The organism is Staphylococcus sp. GDX7P312P, assembly GCF_008385775.1.
Classification (GTDB): Bacteria; Bacillota; Bacilli; order Staphylococcales; family Staphylococcaceae; genus Staphylococcus; species Staphylococcus haemolyticus.
In genome coordinates, this window is the sequence record NZ_VUKI01000024.1 from 118,525 (window position 1) to 136,555 (window position 18,031).

General features: G+C 30.2%; 27 protein-coding genes. 19 read left to right on the forward strand and 8 right to left on the reverse strand.

What is annotated here, in order from left to right:
* Positions 1-811 precede the first annotated feature (811 nt).
* From F1592_RS13620 to F1592_RS07885, 4 genes are all read right to left on the reverse strand, one after another.
* Entirely contained in the window at positions 812-979 is a 168-nt protein-coding gene (locus F1592_RS13620; RefSeq protein ID WP_188294682.1) for a hypothetical protein, read from the reverse strand.
* Between the two features lie 37 nt (positions 980-1,016).
* Positions 1,017-1,640, reverse strand: a complete 624-nt coding sequence (locus tag F1592_RS07875; protein ID WP_149809618.1) for a hypothetical protein — start codon at positions 1,638-1,640, stop codon at positions 1,017-1,019.
* A 44-nt stretch (positions 1,641-1,684) separates the two neighbouring features.
* Positions 1,685-2,086, reverse strand: a complete 402-nt coding sequence (locus F1592_RS07880) for a hypothetical protein (RefSeq protein ID WP_002454928.1) — start codon at positions 2,084-2,086, stop codon at positions 1,685-1,687.
* Positions 2,087-2,221: 135 nt separating this feature from the next.
* Complete coding sequence (locus F1592_RS07885; protein WP_149809617.1) at positions 2,222-3,145, reverse strand: helix-turn-helix domain-containing protein; 924 nt, start codon at positions 3,143-3,145, stop codon at positions 2,222-2,224.
* Positions 3,146-3,336: 191 nt separating this feature from the next.
* On the opposite strand from F1592_RS07885, the gene F1592_RS07890 reads away from it, so the two are divergent.
* From F1592_RS07890 to F1592_RS13935, 16 genes are all read left to right on the forward strand, one after another.
* A complete protein-coding gene (locus tag F1592_RS07890; RefSeq protein WP_047210623.1) occupies positions 3,337-3,552 on the forward strand; it encodes a helix-turn-helix transcriptional regulator in 216 nt (71 codons plus the stop codon).
* A complete protein-coding gene (locus F1592_RS07895) occupies positions 3,552-3,824 on the forward strand; it encodes a helix-turn-helix domain-containing protein (RefSeq protein ID WP_149809616.1) in 273 nt (90 codons plus the stop codon). The genes F1592_RS07890 and F1592_RS07895 overlap by 1 nt, the downstream gene beginning before the upstream one ends.
* Positions 3,825-3,839: 15 nt before the next feature.
* Positions 3,840-3,998, forward strand: a complete 159-nt coding sequence (locus F1592_RS13625) for a hypothetical protein (RefSeq protein WP_188294683.1) — start codon at positions 3,840-3,842, stop codon at positions 3,996-3,998.
* Positions 3,988-4,407: a pathogenicity island protein gene (locus F1592_RS07900; protein ID WP_149809615.1), complete on the forward strand. Its 420-nt coding sequence runs from the start codon at positions 3,988-3,990 to the stop codon at positions 4,405-4,407. The genes F1592_RS13625 and F1592_RS07900 overlap by 11 nt, the downstream gene beginning before the upstream one ends.
* Positions 4,407-4,712, forward strand: a complete 306-nt coding sequence (tscT, locus tag F1592_RS07905) for a type II toxin-antitoxin system toxin TscT (protein ID WP_149809614.1) — start codon at positions 4,407-4,409, stop codon at positions 4,710-4,712. Before F1592_RS07900 ends, tscT begins: the two co-directional genes overlap by 1 nt.
* A 93-nt stretch (positions 4,713-4,805) precedes the next feature.
* Complete coding sequence (locus F1592_RS07910; RefSeq protein WP_149809613.1) at positions 4,806-5,675, forward strand: primase alpha helix C-terminal domain-containing protein; 870 nt, start codon at positions 4,806-4,808, stop codon at positions 5,673-5,675.
* A gap of 13 nt (positions 5,676-5,688) precedes the next feature.
* On the forward strand, positions 5,689-7,398 hold the full coding sequence (locus F1592_RS07915) for a DUF927 domain-containing protein (RefSeq protein WP_149809612.1): 1,710 nt from the start codon (positions 5,689-5,691) through the stop codon (positions 7,396-7,398).
* A 323-nt stretch (positions 7,399-7,721) separates the two neighbouring features.
* Positions 7,722-8,243, forward strand: coding sequence for a hypothetical protein (locus F1592_RS07920; RefSeq protein WP_149809611.1), 522 nt, complete (start codon positions 7,722-7,724; stop codon positions 8,241-8,243).
* Between the two features lies 1 nt (position 8,244).
* Positions 8,245-8,889 carry a pathogenicity island protein gene (locus F1592_RS07925; RefSeq protein ID WP_149809610.1) on the forward strand — a complete coding sequence of 215 codons (645 nt, stop codon included), beginning with the start codon at positions 8,245-8,247 and terminating at the stop codon, positions 8,887-8,889.
* A gap of 493 nt (positions 8,890-9,382) precedes the next feature.
* Positions 9,383-9,736, forward strand: a complete 354-nt coding sequence (locus F1592_RS07930; RefSeq protein ID WP_149809609.1) for a pathogenicity island protein — start codon at positions 9,383-9,385, stop codon at positions 9,734-9,736.
* Between the two features lie 24 nt (positions 9,737-9,760).
* Entirely contained in the window at positions 9,761-10,468 is a 708-nt protein-coding gene (locus tag F1592_RS07935) for a hypothetical protein (protein ID WP_149809608.1), read from the forward strand.
* Positions 10,469-10,530: 62 nt separating this feature from the next.
* Positions 10,531-10,989, forward strand: coding sequence for a pathogenicity island protein (locus F1592_RS07940; RefSeq protein ID WP_149809607.1), 459 nt, complete (start codon positions 10,531-10,533; stop codon positions 10,987-10,989).
* A gap of 2 nt (positions 10,990-10,991) precedes the next feature.
* Positions 10,992-11,345, forward strand: a complete 354-nt coding sequence (locus F1592_RS07945) for a helix-turn-helix transcriptional regulator (RefSeq protein WP_149809606.1) — start codon at positions 10,992-10,994, stop codon at positions 11,343-11,345.
* Positions 11,338-11,820, forward strand: coding sequence for a terminase small subunit (locus tag F1592_RS07950; protein ID WP_149809605.1), 483 nt, complete (start codon positions 11,338-11,340; stop codon positions 11,818-11,820). Before F1592_RS07945 ends, F1592_RS07950 begins: the two co-directional genes overlap by 8 nt.
* A 5-nt stretch (positions 11,821-11,825) precedes the next feature.
* Positions 11,826-12,095 (forward strand): hypothetical protein, encoded by a 270-nt coding sequence (locus F1592_RS07955; protein WP_149809604.1) that lies wholly within the window; start codon positions 11,826-11,828, stop codon positions 12,093-12,095.
* 34 nt (positions 12,096-12,129) lie between these two features.
* Positions 12,130-12,264 carry a hypothetical protein gene (locus F1592_RS13935; RefSeq protein WP_262926631.1) on the forward strand — a complete coding sequence of 45 codons (135 nt, stop codon included), beginning with the start codon at positions 12,130-12,132 and terminating at the stop codon, positions 12,262-12,264.
* A gap of 64 nt (positions 12,265-12,328) precedes the next feature.
* On the opposite strand, the gene F1592_RS07960 is transcribed toward F1592_RS13935, so the two are convergent.
* Entirely contained in the window at positions 12,329-12,928 is a 600-nt protein-coding gene (locus F1592_RS07960; protein WP_149809603.1) for a hypothetical protein, read from the reverse strand.
* A gap of 372 nt (positions 12,929-13,300) precedes the next feature.
* Between F1592_RS07960 and F1592_RS07965 the strand changes: the two genes are divergently transcribed.
* Positions 13,301-13,972 (forward strand): NYN domain-containing protein, encoded by a 672-nt coding sequence (locus F1592_RS07965; RefSeq protein WP_149809602.1) that lies wholly within the window; start codon positions 13,301-13,303, stop codon positions 13,970-13,972.
* 340 nt (positions 13,973-14,312) lie between these two features.
* The gene (locus F1592_RS07970; RefSeq protein ID WP_182477457.1) at positions 14,313-14,744 is read left to right on the forward strand and encodes a GNAT family N-acetyltransferase; all 432 of its coding nucleotides are present in this window, start codon (positions 14,313-14,315) and stop codon (positions 14,742-14,744) included.
* Positions 14,745-14,750: 6 nt separating this feature from the next.
* Here the strand turns inward: F1592_RS07970 and F1592_RS07975 are convergent, their stop codons facing one another.
* From F1592_RS07975 to F1592_RS14035, 3 genes are all read right to left on the reverse strand, one after another.
* Positions 14,751-15,179: a GNAT family N-acetyltransferase gene (locus F1592_RS07975; protein WP_037538459.1), complete on the reverse strand. Its 429-nt coding sequence runs from the start codon at positions 15,177-15,179 to the stop codon at positions 14,751-14,753.
* Between the two features lie 33 nt (positions 15,180-15,212).
* On the reverse strand, positions 15,213-15,572 hold the full coding sequence (locus F1592_RS07980; RefSeq protein ID WP_037538457.1) for a DUF1304 domain-containing protein: 360 nt from the start codon (positions 15,570-15,572) through the stop codon (positions 15,213-15,215).
* Positions 15,573-15,945: 373 nt separating this feature from the next.
* The gene (locus tag F1592_RS14035; protein ID WP_089046351.1) at positions 15,946-16,008 is read right to left on the reverse strand and encodes an alpha family phenol-soluble modulin; all 63 of its coding nucleotides are present in this window, start codon (positions 16,006-16,008) and stop codon (positions 15,946-15,948) included.
* Positions 16,009-16,524: 516 nt separating this feature from the next.
* Between F1592_RS14035 and F1592_RS07990 the strand changes: the two genes are divergently transcribed.
* Positions 16,525-18,024, forward strand: coding sequence for an NADH dehydrogenase subunit 5 (locus F1592_RS07990; protein ID WP_149809601.1), 1,500 nt, complete (start codon positions 16,525-16,527; stop codon positions 18,022-18,024).
* The last annotated feature ends 7 nt before the right edge of the window (positions 18,025-18,031 follow it).

The window sequence follows — 18,031 nt, forward strand, 5'->3', positions numbered from 1 at the left end:
AAAAGTACGTGAAGATACCCTAGTATTAAGTATTTGTTCTATAAAATTAAGTTCTAATTGATTAGGAAGATGTGTATTTAAGTACTATACTCCATCTAATTCGTCAGCGATATTTCTAAGTATTTTTCTTACTTGATAAGTATTTATATCTTTCGGTAAAGAATGTTTAAAATAGTTATTGTTATTAGTTTCAACTTCATAAGTAATTTTATTTAGTTTTATTTTGCAATTTAAAATTCTCAAATATATTCTCCTTTATAAAATTTTTGTCTTCTATTTAAAGTTATATAGCATTATTAAGATGATTATTATACATATACCATACAATATACTCCAGATAGAATAAGTTTTTGTAATGGTGCTACCATCTGTTTTTATAAATATATAAACGTTATATAAGAACAATATTAAGCATATGCACCATAAAATCATAAGACAGCTTATAACGATAATCACTTTTTATGCCTCCCGAATATTTAGAGCCATTAAGATGATGCTAATTAAAATGGTCCAATTCATAAACGCTTAATGGTTCAAGTATAGTTATTCAAATATTGTAATGCTATATTACACTCCTAAATAGTTTGAAGATATATAATTTATAAGATATCCCATCAAACATAGCACCCCGATGGCTAATATAAGCGCCGAGATAGTCCTACAATTATTCTTATAATACAAACCCTCGTTTTGTGCTAAAAAGAAACTTAGTACATATAATATGATGCTTATCAAAAATAAAACTATGATAAATATTAGCATAACAATCTCCTTTTAAATGATTACAGTTGATAAGAAATTACTTTTAGAACTATGTATCTAATTGTTTAGCAATTTCTTCTAATGTATATCTAATTTCTTTTAAAGTATGATTTTCTGAAAATGTATAAGTAAAAGTTCTCCCTTTATTTGTTTTTGCGGTAACAGTATATAAATCACTACCATATTCATAATTTATTTTATAGTTTAAAATTTCCATAATAAAATCTCCTTTTTTATTTGAGAAATTCATAACATTATTGTGCAGTAGTATTTTTATAACCTTGTATTACAGATTGCTTGTAGTCATCATATGATTGTCCAGGTTCAACGAACATTCCCGGACCTCCTCCAATATGTTGATACTTATCTGGGTTTCGAGCATAATCTTCAGAGAATGCTTTTTGTCTTTGATACTGTTCATAGCTAGGTGTGTTTGGATCTTGTCGCTGATTGGATTGATTAGATTGTGATTGTTGATTACTTTGGCCATTATATTGTTGTTTATTATATGTTTTTTGTTGCGTTGAATTAACATCACTAGTTTGATTAGATTGAGCCTTTTGATTAGTCTGAGTTTGTTGAGTAGGTTGTTCGTTGGTTTGTTGTTGTTCGCTAGACTGTTGTTCGTTATTAGATGAATTATCTTGAGTGCTCTCTTTTTCATTATCTTCATTTGTATTCTTATCGTCTTTTTGAGACTTGTCCTCAGATTTCCTTTTATCGTTATCTTTTTTATTTTCCTTACTTTTATCTTTATTAGGATCATTTGACTTCATGCCTGATTTGGTATCTTCATCTTTCTTAGAAGCATCATCTTGAGTGCTGCATGCACCTAATATTAATGTGCTGGTTAGTAATACGCCGAACATCTTTTTCATATGTATTCTCCTTTGATTTAATAAGGGTAGATAACTACCCTGAATTAATCTAATGCCTCATTCATAGCTTTTTTATATTTCTCAAATACATGATCGTCAATATCTCCATTCATTTGAATTAAAAATTTATCTTTAGTGTATACATGAGAATAGAACGCTGCACTTGATTTACCTAATTCTTCATAATACTTTTTCATTTCTTTTAGGTCATCTTCATTTTTAAATTTTAAGATACGTGCATTCTTACCATCTGAAACAGTGAATATTTTAGCATTTTCAGTTTTCATTGGTGCCATACCAAAATCCTCACGTTCCATTTTTCGTAAATTTTCTACACTTAAACCTTCTTTTTTAAATTTATTTGTAATATCGCTGATTTCATAATTCTTACCACATGCAGCTAAAACTAATAAACTACTCAATAATAATATAAAAACTTTTTTCATTTTATATGCAACTCCCAAAATTTATTACCTTTTATATTCATTTTTTTTATGGTGTATTAGATGTTGTTCGATAGAACCACCACCTTGATAAATTCATTTAAAGTTTATTGTATTTCTCATGCCACATTTTTATCCCTACTTTTTATATTCAAAAATTATTTCTTTATTCTCTTTTTTTATATCTATTTGATAGTTATCCGGAAATTTTATTAAAAAGTTAGTTAGGTTGTTTTTTGTCTCATCAAATTCTATTTCACCAATTTTTACATATTCCTTGCTTGTATTACTTTGTGGTTTGATTCCTAATAATGATTTTTTTGTTATTAAGAAATCTAAATCAGTGTAATTAACTACTTTCCAATTTTTTCTTATGTGTAATACATTAATTTGTTTATTGGTTTTAGTTAATTCATCTATTGTAAAAATAGGTGTAGCTATATTTGAATTATCAGTATCTTCAAATAGTTTTTCAATTATAAGATCAACATCATTTTTAATTGGGTTTAATCTATTCTCAATAAGACTTGAATATTTAGTTTTAAGGTAACTTTCTATAAGTTCATATATAAATTTTTTGTCTTTTGAATCTAACTGTATGAAAGCTTTAGGTTCTCCGTTAAAAAAATTGAAGTCAGATATCGGCTCTATTTCTTCGAGGCCAAATGAAAAATGGTTATCATTTTTAAATCCAAAAGTAATGGGTGAGTTATGCTGATTTAATAGCCAGTTCAATGAATAGTACGGTTTTGCTACCATTGAATTATTTTCAAACATACCTCGCTCTGTTAATAAAAATTTAACGAATGGATAAGGTTGTACTTTTATTCCGCCTACCAAACAATACATTATGTATTTTTCTGCTACTAATATGTCATATGTTTCTTCTCCACCATAAAGATAAGAAGATAGGTTATATAAGTAATCGCTATTTGGAAAGGTTTTGTTGTTTTCGACCATTGATATATAAGAACTACTAACTTTAAGTTCTTCTGCTGTTTCTTTTACAGATTTCTTTTTGTTTAAGCGTTCATTCTTCAAAAACTTCCCTAAATCATACATTAAGTAAAAACCACCTTTCTTTTTAATTTATACATAGATTATAGCATTTTTAAATTCTTAAGTTAAATAGTTATTGACTTTAGACTTAACTTAAGTTAAATTATAAATACAACTTAATCAAAAGACTTTATAACTAATTTATATAGTCTGTAATTAAGTTTAATATTTAAATTTGATTAAGAGGTGATTTTGTGAAAGCTAAGGAAAATTTGTTAAAAAATGAAATATTCTTAAACGGATATTCCATAAAAGAATTTTCAGATAAGGTTAATATTTCTAGAACTTATATGAGTTCAGTAGTAACTAGAAAGAAAGGTTTAAGTCCTCAAAAAGCAAAAGATGTAGCTAATGCATTAGGTGTTGAAATTCAAGATATTTTTGAATTTGAAGTTAAGGAGGTTAAATAATGTCTAGAACAAAGTTGCAAGATTTACCAACAAAAGAAAATGTAGTGACTGAACCTAAACAAGTGATAGTAAAACCAATCATGGCAAAACCTAATGCTATCGCTAAACTATTCGGAATTTCGTATAGTTCTGTCTATCGTATTCTAAAAGAATATGAAAAGGATGATAAAGGTGTAGAAGATTTATATTACAGTTTATCACCTACTATGACAGTTATCTCTATTGATGGCTTTAAAGAATATTTAAGCAAACGTCATAAAGGTTGGCTTTAATTGGAGGTGTAAAACATGATGAAATTTACATTTAATATATTGGTTCTTTCAATAATCTCATTCATAAGTGGTTGGTTATTAGGTGTACATGTAGCGTTTGCTATTTATTTATTAGGTAGCATAATTGCACTATTAAATTATGAAAACGTGGAGGTTCAACCAGATGAACAATAAACAAGAATTAAACAAACAAATTAAATTCAGAGAGGAAAATGAAAAAATGAAAAATTTAACTAGAGAAGATTACAAAAATATGGAAAAGAAAATGAGAAACGACAAAATTTTTGAAGATAAGAAACATACTAATAAAATCTCTAAATTATTACAGAAACGCCATGATAGAGAAGCATCAATTATTAAAAAACAATACCCACAATTAAGCAATAAAGAAATAGATAGAATCCTAATCGATTATAGAGAATATCAAAACTTAATTTCAGCAACAGAAACCTTGATGGACTTCCCTATTAATTATGAAGATTCTAATATTCATAAGTTCATTACTAAGGATGATGTGGAAGACCTAAAATTAGCTATTGAAGAAATGACAGTTTTTGTTGAAAGATTGGAGGACGTTGAATAATGAATTGGGAAATTAGAGATTTATTTAGTGATTTAGAAATAGTTAAAGAGAAAATTGAAGATCTAAAAACTACACATTTTTGGTTTGACGAAGAATATTTCAAAAATGCAAGTGGTCATCCTTTAACAAAAGAACAAGTTTTGGAACATGGTTTAAAGTACAGAGAACACGCTATTCATAACACGCAACATTTAGATTTATTAGGTCTATACCTTAATGAATTTGACGATATTCTTAAAAAGTTTCATGAAATAGAAAAATGCGCATCTGATGTAAGTTTGCCGACAGAATCAGATAACGCATAAATTAAAATATTTATTAAATACAAGAGCAATAAGAAAATACTCCATTTGTATTATAACATCTTTGCTCTTGTTTTAATACATGGAGGTATAAAATTGAGCGTAATTCAATTAGAAAATGATACTCAAGTGAGTGTGGTTTGGTATGGAAACGAAAAATCAACTTCATTCAAAAACTTCTCTCAACCTAATTGGAGTGAATTAATTAGTCGTTTATCCATTCCACAAAATAATGGAAATAAGTACGCTAGAGGAACAGCAGTATATGGTGATGTTGCTGATGGTGTAGATGATGAAGGTAATGAATATCGAAAATATAGAAATAATGACAATGTACTTTATAGAGATGTACTTGTACTTGATTATGATGACGAAGATGATTTGAACATGCTACACAAGTCAATTAAAAGTGAATTAGAAGGGTTTGCATGGTTTTGGCATACAACATTCAGACACACAAATGAAAGTCCTAGAATACGCTTGTATGTGCCACTGAGTAAGCGTATAAGTGCAAATGAATATCGTGCATATGTGAGAACATTAGCACAAAAAATTGCGTGCAAAATTGATGAGGGCAGTTATCAACCATCTAGGGCTATGGCGTTACCGGTCAGAAAAAGTAATGAAAGTCCTTTTGAATTTCAATATAATGACGCTGCAATTTTAGATAAATCAACACTAAAAAATTGGGCTAAATTATTTGATATTTCTAGCGAAGAAAATTCTAATCGAAACTTTAAAAGACGTGACGCAAGTCATTGGGAAGAAAAAGCATTTGGCGTTAGTGAAGGCGGGCGTAATTCTTCACTAGCAAGTATTTTAGGTCACTTATTTCAACGTAGAGTAAATGAACACATTATTTATTCTTTCGCTCAGATGTGGGGGCAATCATGCACACCACCAATGAATGAACGTGAGATAAATGCTACTTTCTATTCAATTATGAAAAAACACTATAACAACTAGAGAGGAGTTTTCTATGAACTTTACTAATGATGAAATTATGAACGAAATTAAAGAGAATATGAATAAAAAGACATATACTCCCAATCTTATTCCAGATGGTTACAAAGTGAAACCTAATAGTTATGGTGCAGCACTTTATCAAATTATCCCAAGTAGAAAAGATGGTGAACCAGATAAAGAAAGATTTATCACTACTACTATTCCAGAAATCAATACTAGGTATGAAAATATTGAAAATGGTGAAGTGAGTTATAACATGCACTTTTTTGATAATAGAATACCAGTAAATTTAAATGTTACTGCCGAAGAAATCACAGATAATAGACAACTCCTTAAACTAGCAAATAGAAAACTAGATGTAACTTCAAACACTTCATCAAAATTAGTTGATTATATCAATCAATCTAAGCGATATAGTCCACCTATCAATATAAAGGTAGCAACTCGATTAGGGCATGTAAAAGATTACTTTATTTATCCTTATAAAGATGAAATGGAACATAAAAATATCAAGTTTTTTAATAATGATAAAGGTTTTCAAAAACTAGTCAATTCATTTAAATCTAAAGGGACAATCGAAGATTACTCAAAAAAAGTATTTATAAAAATTAAAGATTTACCTATGGTTATGGTGATGTTATATGCCTCACTAGGTTCGGTATTGCTTTATGAATTTGATATTATGCCATTTATTGTTGAACTTGCTGGAAGTACTTCAACAGGTAAAACATTCACTTTAAATCTAGTAGCTAGCGTGTGGGGGACTACTGACCTCACAACTACATGGAGTTCTACTAGAAATAGCATTGAGGCTATGGCTGCATTTTTGAACTCTTTTCCAATGTTTAAAGATGATACACGTAATATATCACCTAATTTTATAGCTAATGCAGTCTACAATTATTCAAGTGGTGAAAGTAAAAGCCGAAGTAATAAGAATTTAACTATTGATGAAAAGAAAGAATGGAAAAATATCATGCTTTCTACTGGTGAGGCCTCAATTACGAATATGGCAGAAGATAAAGCAGGGGTGTCAGCTCGTGTCGTTACTTTAGAAGAACAACCTTACCCAGATAATTTTGATTTTATCTCATTAGATCATGAATTTAGAGAAAATTATGGAACGCTAGGAATTGAATTTATTAAACAGTATCAATCAAAAAAAGATGAATATAAAGAAAGCTTTGAAAGTTATTTAAGATACTTTAATGAAAAAGGTATCAACGAAGTAATACAACGTATTGGAAAGTGCTTTGCATTATTACAGCTTACTGGTGAAATTCTTAATGATATTGATGGCTTTGAACATGACTACTACAAGATTATTAACCAAGCATATGAAAATATGTTGAAGAATAATAAAACGATAGATAAACCTAAACAAATGCTTGAGGATATGCTGCAATATTTAGACGCTCACCGAAATAATATAACTGGAGACGGATATAGTCACGTGAAAAATGGGGAGATTAAAGCAGTATATAAACGTGGTTACTTATGTATTTTAGGCGATACAGTGAAAGATATATTAGGCCATGAAATGCATACTATAACAAAACAATGGGATAAAAAAGGTTATTTAGTTAAGAAAGAAAAAGACCGTTTACAAATACAGGTTAGACATGAGACTAAAAAACATAGAGGCTTTGCTATTAAAGATGAAGTTATAAAAGAAATGGGGTTTGATTTCTCAAATTCTCACAATCCACATTCAAAATTTTAAAAGTACCACATGTACCCGTTGAGTACCCACTTAGAAATAGAAAACGGGTACTCGATAAACATTGTAATATCAAGGTTTAAAAAAGATAGTACCCGAAGTACCCACTAATTAATAATAGTGTATATAATTTTAAGAAATTTAGATTTTATAACTAATTAATACTCACTATTTAAATGTACATGCTAAAAGCATTTTAACGGGTACAACGGGTACTAACAACCTTAAACCCTTGTCTATCAACGATTTCAAGAGTACCCACTCAATAATTAATAACGGGTACGCATTGGGTACTAGTCCCCACTTATACAATATGGAGGTAAAAAATGACAACAATTACAGAAATAGGACACCAACAATTTAAGATGTTTATAAATAATAATAAATTTCAGCAGCGTGTGAAGAAAGAACAAGAAAACATGGCCAAAGGTTTGATTATAAGTCTGTTAGCAAATCCAACTGGAATACATCAAACTTTTATACAAGAAGTCATTCAACTAACCAAGAAATGCTATCTCTATTGTGATGGTGGAGATATATTATTGATTACTAAAGATTTCAAAGCACTTATAAAATTTAACATTAGAAAGCCGAACCCGTTATTTAAACAACATTTTAATACTAGTTGGATCATTGAAATAGATAATTTGAATTCACTTAAAAAAGGACATGGCAAGATGCTGCTAAAAGATGTATTAGCAATTTCTACAAAGCTCAATCTTGAGTCTTGCTTATGGACTGAAAGCGATAATAATACAAAATATTTTGAAAGATATAAATTTGAAAGTATCGGTAAAGTTGGAAAAGCTAACGAAAATCTAATGATTAGAAGAAAGGAACGTGTATAGTATGAACGTTGAAATTATAGCAAATGAATTTGAAACTAGAGCAGCAACATTATTAAGATATTTTACGGGCTTATGTGAAAGTAGTTATAAATTACCTTTTGCATTTAAGATATACAATGATCCATTTAATACTGTGTATCTAATAAGTAAAGGTAAAATGTATGCTCATGTATTAATAAAAGATTGTGAAGTGAGAAAAACTTTTGAGATTGCCTCAGAAAAGCATACTGAGAAGCTCATAGAAAGTATTGAGGGGCATTATGCAGGTTATGAAATACCAGATGGCACACATGACACTATAAGCGATATGATGGCTGGTTTTATGTTTGATAATGATTATTTCATGTATGGACTTGAGACGTTCGCAGAAAGTAATAATAGTGACATGTTCGACTACATGAGTAGAGATTTCAATATAGATGAACTTGAGGGCGTTCAATCTAGTAATGCTGATGTTATAGGTAATATGGAGGCATTGTATCAGTTAGCTACTGGAATTAATGAACCAGCACCAGAGTTAGTTGAGGGCTTGAAAGTCATTACTGAGTTTATTCAGAATGAGAAGGCGAATGAAGATGATAGTAAGGCATTGATTAAGCGACTGAATGAACTGAAACAGTCTTATTACAATGGAGTGAAAGCGTAAATTTATAGGTCATGCACTTAGTAGGTGCATGGCTTTTTTTAATGCATAAATAATGCCAATTTTTAGGGGGATAAAATTGATTTTAATATATATGAAATAATTAGCAGGGTCCAAATTTGGACTTTGCAAAAATACAAAGGTTATACAAAAGTAACTAAGAAAAATTGATAAGGTTTAATAAGGTTAGAAGAAAAAATAAACTAAAAAAAGCTAAGTGTCCAAAGTTTCACAAAGGGCAAAAATACGCTCTTTTATAGAACGTTTGTTCTTATTAGGGGAGCTTGTGAAAGTGTATGAAAATCTTTATTAATATTGTTATATCAGTGTTTAATCTGGATGATAAGAAATAATTAAAATCAGCAAAACAGAGAACATAAGTTTGTTTTTTAGGGATAAAATTAGTATAATAAGGGTAGTAAGAATTCTCGTTTCAAAGTAAAAAAACTACTCCTTTTTACATTTTTATTACGTGTAACGTCCATCGCGAGAAAAAATGGAGGTTATAACCGTGAAAGTAATTGAAAAAGAAATATCAAAGGTACCAAACGAATATTTAAGGATTTATGATACTATTCAAAACTCAAAAGATAAGTATATAACTAAGTCCAAGATACTTAACTTAATGGGGTATGAATCCAACTCAACTAATGAAAGATGGTTAAGAAATGCTATTAGTAAGCTAATTGATTATTATGGTTACCCGATTGGGTGCAGCTATAAAAAGCACGAACGTGGGTACTATATCATCACTACTGATGAAGAAAAGCACCAAGCAATGCAAAATCTTAAAAAGTTAGCAGACGGTAGTATGAGACACTATGAGGCTTTAAAACGTATCGAATTATAAAATTAAAACGAAAGAGGTTTATATATGTACAATACAAACGCAGCCAAAACAGGAAGTGCCTACGACGTACTTTTTAATGATCGAAAATACAAAGATTTATTGGATAAAGTAGATGAGTTTTTAGAAGAAACATTCATTATGTATCAGCGTGGTTATAGATTAGATGCGATTGATGAGAAACAAAAACCAAAAGTGACACAGATCGAAAATGAGTTTAAGCAATTTGCTAGTGATAAGATTAAGAATATTGAAAGTAGATTAGAAGAAATCGAAAAGGAATCGACAACCGAAAATATTTCAAACCCACAAGCTGAATTAATTAATAGACAAAATTTAAAAGCTCGATTTTCCTTTTACGATAACTCAGAAATCATTGAGTATGTCAGAAATGCTGACCCTAAAGAGATAGGTGTATATGAATTAAGTTTATTACAAAATATTTATGAGAATCGTTTTTCTGAAAATGAGCAAGGGCAAATTTCAGGTACTTTCACACAATTAAAACGAATGGTTTTACACCCGTATGAAAATAATGAAGAATATAACGATTTAGCATATCAATATAATATTTTAAGACAAATCGGTATGGAGAACAGAGGTTCAGTCATTAACAAAGATGAAGACGGTTACGTTGTTATCAAACCATTGGCAGACAGATATAACGAGCAATTAAAATATGCTAAAGCTAAAAAAGATGGTGCAAGAAAGCAAGCCTACGCTTATAGACAATAAAACATTACTCAAATGCCTATCCTTTATTGGGTAGGCTCATTCTATATAATGGGGGTATCATTGTGGACGAAAATATTAGTGCACCATATCAACAAACAAAAATCTCAGAATATGAGTTGTTGACCAAATACAATCCAAAGTATATCAATTCTAAAATTAAATTGGCCCAGTCACATATAAGCGAAATGTACCACTTAAGCACTTCGATAACGACATGTGACGATATTATGGGAGTGATTTCTGTCTCATATCCAGTTGATAAACTTGTGATATGGATTTGTGAAAAGAAAGCTGATTTGAAACGATTTAAAAATGATTCATCGGTACGTCTATCCTTATTAAAGCAGGTGCTAAATACCTATACAAAAGAAGAACAACAGCAGGTGGTTAGATACATGCAATCACATGGACGTATAAAAGAACACAGGCTCATTGAACGTTTGCAGGTAGATTTGTTCAACGTGGGTCATGGTAAGCCTTTAACAAAGGCTAGTGAGCCGCAACAAGCTATGGTGGTGTGATTATGTTTGTTGGTGATAAAGAGACGCTTAAAACATTTATATTAAACTATCATAATTACGTGAATGATGTTGAGAAAGAGGTTTCTGCTGATGATTTCTTTACGTTAAATGATGATGTAGACGAATATTCATATCAAACAATTAATGCAGATGACCATATATTTATGAATGAGCTAGAGACATTAGTAGACCGTATTTGTACGCAAAGAGAATTGATTTTGTTTTTACTTTTGCGTAGTGGACGATCCAGCAAAGATATAGCACAAATTTTTGAATTATCTGTGAACAGAATTAATCAACTTACTAATCAATTAATAGATAAAATTATAGAAAATAAGGAGTGGTTAAATGGATAAATTAACGCCCAAACAAGAGCGTTTTGCGAATGAGTATATTAAGACACTCAACGTTACGCAAAGCGCTATAAAGGCAGGATATAGCCCTAATAGTGCACATGTAACGGGTAGTAGGTTGCTGCGCAAAGAGAAAGTGGACGAATACATTAAAAGTAAGAAAGATGAGATAATGGACGATACCATTTTATCTGCAAAAGAAATATTGTATCTATTAACACAATCAGCTATTGGAGACGAGACAGAGACTAAAGAGGTTGTGGTTAAGAAAGGGACATTCCAACGTAATCCAGACACTGGACGCATGAACCTTGTGTATAATGAGCATGTGGAAACGGTAGACGTACCTATTAAGCCTAGCGATCGTTTAAAAGCACGTGATTTATTAGGTCGTTACCATAGTATATTTACAGATAAAGTAGATGTGAACATGGTTGTACCTATGTTTATTGATGATATAGCTACCAATGAGGACTGATAACCATGTGTGATACTGCCGATAAATTAAATATGATTAGCATTGAAGATATGTATAACAGAGCGATGGCGATAAAGAAATGTTCAATCATCTATTACGATTATCTTATGAATGATAAAGAGCGTGCAGTGTGGCATACGTTGAGTAAAACACAAAAAGGTTTAGGAGTAATACTACCGTTTAACTTAATGATTGCTAGAAACGGTGTAGATAGACGCATAGTACCATCTATAAAATTGAATGATAATAGGATATTTATTTATCCGAATAGATAGCGTTAGGCTTATTTACGATACGGTTGATGTGAAAATGGCTACACCAATATTTATTGATAGTATTGGTCAAGACGATGAAGAGGGTGAGCGAGATTTAGAAAAGTTAAGTAAACAATATCCTAACGCTACATTTCATATTGATGATATAGGAAGATTTGAAGAAACATAAGAAAAGCTACCGTGATTGGTAGCTTTCTTAGTATAAGTGGTGAGCGAGTCACCCTGTGATATTATTAATTTCTAATTTGTTTAGACCATTCATCATATTCAGATTGTGATATAGTACCATTCTCTTTTAAATTATCTAAATTACTTTGTTCTTCGTTAACTTCTGAATTTGAATTATTATTATTATATTTTTCATGACCGTCATCAGTGTATTCTTTTTGGTATGGTGTTTGGTCTTGTTGATATTTTGCACCTTTGTCAGTTTCTTGATTAACATTATTTGTATCATTTGGGTTAATCATACCTGCATCAGTACCTGGTTGTTGTTGAGTTTTTTGGTTATTATTTTGTAGTTGTGTTTGTTGTTCTTGTTGTTCTTGTTGTTTTTTCTGATTTAAATTATTCTGTGTACCGTTTTCTTGTGAATGATTATTAGATTGCTCTTTTTGTTGACGATCATCACTTGATTGTTTCTTATTTTTGTTTTTCTTGTTATTGCTATTTGAATTCCCTTCTTTATCTCTCTTCGGATTATTCGATTTCTTATCAGACTTAGTTTCTGATTTTTTATTGTCGTCTTTCTTTGCGTTGTCATCGTTTTGACCGCATGCAGTTAGTAGCACTACCGCTGATAATAATGCAGTTCCTAATACTTTAAATTTCATGTTTTGATGTCCTTTCATATATATTTAATTTCATATTACAATTTAATAGAAAAAGATTAAATTAATCATATTTTATTAAAGGTAATAATAAATGTTAATTGTAAAATCATAGCTAACTAATTGGTAGAATCAGAGATTTAAAAGAGTTGTAAACACAATATCCTAATACTGATTTCCATATTGATGATATAGGGAGATTTGAGGAGTAAAGAATATTATTTTTTTGAAATGCAGAAAATTATTGAAAAATTAGTTTGACAGTGATAATATCTAGTCATAGATAATTTAGTAAATCCACCCATGAGAGTAGGAACCCCACCATATGGGGCTTTCGAAATCATGGGTTTTTTTGTCATATAAAGGAGTGATGAAATGGAAAGAGTAGCCATTTTAGTAGATGGTGGGTATTATAGAAAAAGAAGTGCAAAAGTTTATGGTAAGGTTACGGCGAAAGAAAGAGCTAATGAATTATATAGATATTGTAATAGACACTTAAAGGATACACATTTTAAAGAAGAAATACATAATAAATTATATAGAATTTTTTACTATGATTGTCCTCCAATTGATAAACAAGTTTATCACCCTTTATTGAAAAGAAATATAAATTTTGCTCAAAGTGATACTAAAAAATGGACAGAAGATTTTTTCAAAGAAATAAGTAAAAAGAGAAAAGTTGCATTAAGATTAGGGGAATTAAGTGAATCTTCAGTTGAATATAATCTAAAATACTCTAGTACAAAAAAATTACTGAACGGAAGTATTGAGCTAAACGATTTGGAAGAAAAAGACTTCACCTTATCATTGAAACAAAAAGGTGTTGATATGAAAATAGGTTTAGACATTGCTTCATTAGCATTTAAACATCAAGTAGATAAAATTGTTTTAATAGCTGGGGATAGTGATTTTGTGCCTGCTGCTAAATTAGCAAGAACAGAAGGGATTGATTTTGTGTTAGATTCTTTAGGTTCTGATATTAGAGATAGCCTTTCGTTGCATATAGATGGTAGACGTACTTGTGACGATAAGTTTAAAATTAATTAGAATAATACTTGTTAAATATAGATCTTTTTAACTTTAACCGTATCTTAGTTGATGTGGTTTTTTAGTTTTAATGAATTGCAAATAGCATAATATTTAAAATTAAATTCATTTTAAAACATAGGGCAAAAAAAGGGCATATTTTTGAAACTAAGGGCAAACGTATGAACATAAATTTGATTATTGAGCAGTTATAACTACTGATATAAACCTTTTTTGAAAGAATATGATATTATATAAAATAAAGTTTACGATTGAGTGGGAATAGAGGACAATAAATAATTATAGGTTAGAAACACTTTTTGATAGGGTTTCTAACCTTTTTATTATGTGAGGTTATAAAATGAAACTAAGTAAAATCGAGCTTCAAGAAAAGGATTATCCTAAGGCATTAGCTATTTGGGAACGTTCTGTCGTTGCTACACATGACTTTTTAAAAGAGAAAGATAGAGTAGAACTTAAAAAGGAAATCCCAACATACTTCCCGCATGTTGAGGCATATTTATGGTTTGATGGTGATGATGTCATTGGATTTTCTGGGACTAATGACGCTAATTTAGAAATGCTATTTTTAGATCCTAAATACTTTAAACTGGGTTATGGCACGGAAATACTACAAACTTTAATTCAAGAGCATAAGGTTCAATATGTGGATGTAAATAAAGATAATCCCAATGCCTTGTCATTTTACCTTAAAAATGGATTCAAAAAATATGATGAATCTGCAAAAGATGGACAGGGTAGGGATTATCCAATCATACATCTTAAATTGTAAACTGTCTTATTTCTTCCATTGCATTAGTGACTGTGTGTGGTTTGTTTTATCAACACTGGACTCCATTTTTATAAATCCTAAACTTTCATAAAAATGAACAGCTCTATTATTTTGTTCAAATACTTCTAAAGATAAATGATCGTATTCTGATTGTAAATGTTTGATGAGGGCATGACCTATACCTTTATTACGATATTCCTCTTTCACAAACAATCCGGCTATATAATTATCTATCAAGCCACAGAAAGCAACTATTTGTTCATTTTCCTTATACACATAAACATCGGCATCTTTAAGCGAATCAAGCACATTACTATAGTTGTCTATCCAGTAAATACTATCAATAAAGGTATGTGTATCTAAATTTGCATTAAGCCAAATGTTTCCTAATACTTTTATAGTTTTACGATTTTTCTTTTTTAAATGTTCTATCATAGCAGACACCAACTTTGCTTGTTTAGTAGATAACTAAAGTAATAAAGAGATTAAAGCTAGAATCGGAAGGGTTCCTTGTTTAAGGAAAATACTAATATGACTCGTTAAGCCACCGTAAATAGCTACTATAATGGTGTAAATTAGAATTGGAATGCATAGTTGTTTAGGAGCACTACTGAAAAAAAGACCATAAATTAGAAGTAAACCAATCAAGCCATTATACACTCCTTGGTTCTTAAGAAGGGTATTTATGTTTTTATTATTGAGCTGACTGATAGGAATACCAAAGACTTTGCTCGTTCTATCGGATGTTGTTGCTATGGTCTCTAAATACATAATAAATAGAAATTCAATCGCTACAAGTAAAATGAGTATTATGGATAGTATATGAATTTAAATCAGTCCTTTTTTGTAAATTATAAATTGTATTTTTATGTACGTCTCTATTACTTGTTTTATTATTACCCTAATTTTAGTAGCATTTGTGTGAAATAGAAGCTTTAATAAGAAAAATTCACTAAATATTAACTTAATTTAAGCTTTGAAGAAAATTTTCGAAATATTTTTAAGCGTTTTCACAAAATTGTTACATGCACGACCGTTAAAATATGTTACTTTATAGTTAAACAAATAAATTCATTTTATCCACTGACGTTCAATCTTTATATATAGGGATTGAGCGTTTTGTTTATAGGCACAAAAAAAGAGTGAAATCATCTGATTTCACTCTTTTTTATATGGAATGTTTATGTGCGTAATGCGAGACTTATTTTTTAGTTAAGTCGATGATGAATTTAACAAGTTCAATAATACCAGAAATGATTCCCATTTTGAGTACCTCCTTATTAAATGTTAAATAAAGTATATCGTGACTTTGAGATGATGTGTTTGATAATTCCTAACTCAATGAAAGCGTTTCGTATTCGTTAGATTTCAGACAACTTAATACGATAAATCATGCCTATCTGAAAGATTGAAGTGTAACGTGTTATTAAATGTATGAAAGAACTTCCAATTACTATAATAGATTGACTTTTTAGCAATATTTTCATATATTGTATGTATTACGCTGATTTTTACATAGGTGTTTATCAAGCATTTGTGCAAGGATTTTCAATATCCATTGTTCATTTGAAGGATAAGGCATATGTTCAACGATACATATTAGGTAGCTTGAAAAAGCATTTATACATATTAAGTAAATGAGTTCTCATAGAAACCTACAATAGTTAGTAAATATCTGATACCTAAGGATAAAACTAGACTATTGTAGGTTTTTTCTTATATTGTTAATAGTATAAGGGAACTTTTTGTTTAAATAGATTGAAGACATGGAGGAGCGGCAATGTTAAGTTCTGGTTTTTTACTAACATTATTTTTCGTAACGCTTGTCATTGCAGTGTTAAGTGGCTTAATTTTTTTAATGCCATCGGTTCCTGTAAAATACATACGTTTACATTTAACTTTACTTCTATTACCTGTCATTGTAGGAGTAATTGGATTAATCACTATTAATGGCAGAGAAGTTATAGGTATCTTTGCTCTAGATAAACTAGCTTGGTTAGTAGGTGCCTTTGTATTAGCTTTAGGTTTTATTATTCAAAAATTTTCTGCACGTTACTTATTAGGCGATCGTAATTATCGTAAATACTTCCCGTTATACACATTTACAACAGTATTTGCGTCTATTGGTTGGTTAAGTAATGATTTACGCTTGATGGTTATTTGTTGGGGACTAACATTATTTTGTCTAACACAACTTATACGACTAAACCGTTCTTGGAAAGTGCCGGCTGAAGCAGCAAAAGTATCTGCGCGTTCATTTATCATTGGATGGGTTGCTTTATTATTAGCTGTAGTTGTATTTTTCATCGGTACTGGCGATTGGGTTATCGATCCATCACAAGATTACGATGTTTCAATGAGTTATGGACTGAAATTAATTGTAGATTTATTACTTATTATTGCTGTTATTATTCCAGCAGCACAATATCCATTTCAAAGTTGGTTAATTGAGTCTGTTGTAGCACCAACACCCGTATCTGCAATTATGCATGCTGGTATTGTAAATGCTGGTGGTATTATTTTAACGCGTTTTTCACCAGTATTTGATAATAATATTGCATTAACGTTATTACTTATTATTTCAAGTATTTCAGTACTTATTGGATCAGGAATTAGTTTGGTGCATGTTGACTACAAAAGACAACTTGTTGGTTCAACAATGAGTCAAATGGGTTTCATGCTTGTGCAATGTGCTTTGGGTGTTTATTCTGCTGCGATTATTCACTTGATTTTACATGGCGTATTTAAAGCAACGCTATTTTTACAATCAGGGTCAATAGTTAAACGATTCAATATTCCAACACCACCAAATGTTAAGCGTTCTTATGCTTGGACAGTATTAGGAAGAACATTAGCCGTTGTTATAGCTATTATCTTCTTTTTAACAAGTTCGCATACACCTTACACATTAATTAGCGCCTTTATCCTAGCATGGTCATTATCTGTATCATGGAATCAAATGGTTGCACTAAATAGAGGTATGATGGGAAGAGTAATTGGTATTGCTATGCTTATCATTGTGGCACTCGTTTATGTTGTGACACATGAAGTATTTGTTAATATTTTAAATAGTGTATATATGGTAACGCCACATCCACCATTAATTAGCGTTATCATTTGTGTGGCCATTCTAGTATTAGGTAGTATCTTTAGCATTTGGGTAGCACGTCGTCGTTCATCAACAGCTTTCGCTAAAGTATATTTATGGCTTGTAAAAATTGGAGAAGCAAAATTTAAATCGGTTGAAAGTCATCCGAACTACTTAAAGAATTATTTATAAGAGGTGA